We start from the raw sequence: 2,664 nt of genomic DNA, 5'->3' as shown, positions 1-2,664 counted from the left end.
CGGCCGTCCTCGTGCCCCGCACCCACCCCCCTCAAACCGCTGACCAGCCGCGATGAGCACAGGCAGGGCTATCTACAGCTGCCGTATCCGTCGTAGACGGGTGTCACGCTGTAGTTGACCGTTTCACCCTTCGCTACGGCACCGTAGACCTGGGACTCGAAGCCACGCATGATCGGGGTGTTCACGGGATCCTGGACCAGCGTGACGAGGTTCTCGGGGATGTCGCCCGACCCGCCCAGCCGGTTGGCGAGCAGGTGTCCGCGTGCGTGGTTGCCAATCGGCATGCCTCCCTTGAAGCCCGGCGGGCGGATACTCCTCTTGGCGTCAGTACCCTCGTCGAGCATGTCACGTTCGATCTTGGCGGTCATGCGTGTCGGTCGGCCGAGTGAGTCCAGTTCGCCGTAGTTGACCCGCCCGCCCCACGTGACGTCGACCCTGCAGAGCTTCGAGCCCTTCAGACCGAGGGCGTCTGTGGCCTGCAGAGGGTTGCTGACGTAGCCGTGGTGGTTGGGAGCGGGCTCCAGCCCGAGCGGGTCAGGGCTGATGTAACGGGCGGTTTCCGGGTCGTAGTACCGGTAGTAGTTGTAGTGCAGACCGGTCTCGTCGTCCTGGTACTGCCCGGCGAAGCGGAGCGGACAGGAGACGTTCTGGGCCTTTGGGTCCGGCGCCGGCAGCGGGGCGCCCCACAGGGATGTGCGGCGTTGCCAGGCGGTCTCCCCGTCGGGTGACACCAACTCGGTCGGGGTGCCGACGAGGTCGGTGACGATGGCGTGGAAGCGGGCGCCGTGGGCATCCTGGGTCGTCTGCGTGATCGGGGCGTGGGTTTCCGGGGAGCAGTCCCACGTGACGGTCGTACCGTCCGACCCGGTCTGCTCCGCCAGGGTTGTGGCGTCCCATGAGTAGGTGACTTCCTCGGCGACTGATCCGTCCGGAGCGAGTCGGCGCTTGGCGGTGCGCCTGCCGAGGGGGTCGTAGCAGTAACGCCACTGGTGGCCGTCGGGCGTGATCACCCCGGCGAGGCGGTCCTCGGGTGTCCACTCGTATGTCCATGAGCGGGCCTGGCCGCTCAGGAGCCTGCGGGTTTTCCTGGTCAGTCGGCCCTGGGCGTCGTGTTCGTAGGCGGTCCGGCCGGCGCTCGCGATCAGGGTGCCGGAGAACGCGCGGTCGCCGGTTGGGAAGTCGTCGCCAGGCGCGGTGGCGCTGGTGAGGTTGCCCGCGGCGTCGTAGGCGTAGTTCTCCGTCCAGCCGTGGGCGCGTACCCCGGTAATCCGGCCTGCGCGGTCGAGCGCGAGGAGCTGGGTGCCGGAGGCCAGGTCGCGGATCTCTTGCAGGTGGCCGTCGATGCGATAGACGTAGGCGCGGTGCTGGAGGATGCGCTGTCCGCGAGTGGTGATGGTCTGGCTGGTGAGGCGGTCGGCTGCGTCCCAGGTCTGAGTGAGGGCCAGGCCGGGGCCGAGACGGCGTTCGGTCTCTCGACCGGCTGCGTCGTAGGTGAAGGCGAGGGCTCCATGGCTGGTGTCGAGCGCTGCGGGGCGGCCGACCGGGTCGAAGGTCCAGGTGGAGGTGGTGCCGGAGGGGGTGGTGCGGCGTATTCGGTGGCCGAGGGCGTCGTAGCCGTACGAGACGGTGCGGCCGTTCGTGCTCTCCGCCAGGACCCGGCCCATGGGGTCGCGCTGCCACTCGACAGTCGCGTCCGGGCTGGTGGCGCGTATCAGGTGGCCCGCCACGTCGTACTCGAACGTGGTGCTCGCGCCCTGCCGCAGGGTGCGGCCAAGTGCGTCATGGGTGAAGCGGACCGTTTCTCCTGCGCCGTTGGTGCGGGCCGTGAGCTGTCCGGCGGCGTCCCGTTCGTAGGCGACGGTACGGCCGTTGAAGTCGGTCTCGGAGGTGAGGCGGCCCGCTGGGCCGTAGGCGTAGGTCCACTTCCAACCGAGCGGGTTGGTGACCTCGGTCAGGCGCATCTCGGTGTCGTAGGCGAACGCGTAGGTCGTGCCGTCGGAGTCGGTGCGGGAGACCGGAAGGTCGAAGGGGCCGGTGGTGGTGCGGGTGGTGTTGCCGGCAGGGTCTGTGTGGGCGAGCAGGTTGCCTTCGGGGTCCCAGTTCCACGTCTCCCGGGCGCCGTCCGGTTCCTCACGCCAGGCGGGCTTGCCCTCCGAGGTCCAGCCCATGTGGGTGGTGCGGCCGAGGGGGTCGGTGATCGTGACGATGCGCCCGAAGGCGTCCCGCTCGACGTGCGTGGTGGCACCCGCCGAGTCGGTGAGGGAAACGGGCAAGCCCGCTGGGTTGCAGGTGCTGTTCCGTGTACTGCCGAGGGCGTCGGTGATGGCGGACAGGTGGCCGGTGGCGTCGTAGGCGTACCGGGTCTCGGCGCCGGCGGGGTCGGTGGAGGTGAGCAGGTTGCCGCGCTCGTCGTAGGTGTGGTGCCAGGTGGCGCCGCCCCCCTCCCTGTCAGTCTGTGGTGAGACACCCGGTATGCCGGGTTATCCTTCCTGGGCGAGACAGGAGCCCCACCCCAGATGACCAGCACGGACGGCCCGGTGGCCGAGTCCGAGGACCCGGCACCGAGACCGACCCGTCGCCGCTTCTCCCCGGAGTACAAGCTGCGCATGGTCGCCGAGTACGACGCCGCCCCGGCCGGAGAGAAAGGCGCGATCCTGCGCCGAG

Annotated in this window: 1 protein-coding gene; it reads right to left on the bottom strand. The window is 69.6% G+C overall.

From position 1 onward, the window contains the following. Positions 1–68: 68 nt before the first annotated feature. A complete protein-coding gene (locus H8R17_RS45025) occupies positions 69–2,474 on the bottom strand; it encodes an RHS repeat-associated core domain-containing protein (protein ID WP_316959750.1) in 2,406 nt (801 codons plus the stop codon). Positions 2,475–2,664 lie beyond the last annotated feature (190 nt).

Origin of the sequence: Streptomyces sp. TRM68367 (genome assembly GCF_014495685.1) — a bacterium.
Taxonomy (GTDB): Bacteria; Actinomycetota; Actinomycetes; order Streptomycetales; family Streptomycetaceae; genus Streptomyces.
Note: the sequence above shows the minus strand (reverse complement) of the source record. Positions and strands in the feature narration are given on the sequence as shown.